We start from the raw sequence: 276 nt of genomic DNA on the forward strand, positions 1-276 counted from the left end.
AGCAGCCCGGCCCGACTCGTGCTGACAATAGCCAGCAACCACGCCCCAGCTGAGCTGAAGAGCGAGGATCATCAAAACAAGGTAGATGAAGCGTCGGGCGGCCATGGAAAAAAGTATACCATGGAAGATCGTTTGTCTTGTGCCTTTATTTCGGCAGAGTTAGGGAATCGGTATGCCGCTACTACATCAGAAGTCACCTTGCGGCAAGGGTTCCTGGCCAGAAAAATATCGACGAAGCCCGGTTTGAGTTCAGATTGAGTTGAAGCGTTATTTTCT

Annotated in this window: 1 protein-coding gene; it reads left to right on the forward strand. The window is 50.7% G+C overall.

The genetic code is table 11. The features are described from left to right. On the forward strand, nucleotides 1-258 hold a 258-nt coding region (locus KVT32_RS29930; protein WP_217619410.1), incomplete at its 5' end, for a hypothetical protein. Nucleotides 259-276 lie beyond the last annotated feature (18 nt).

Origin of the sequence: Achromobacter sp. GbtcB20, assembly GCF_019091095.1 — a bacterium.
Lineage (GTDB): Bacteria > Pseudomonadota > Gammaproteobacteria > Burkholderiales > Burkholderiaceae_B > Achromobacter > Achromobacter mucicolens.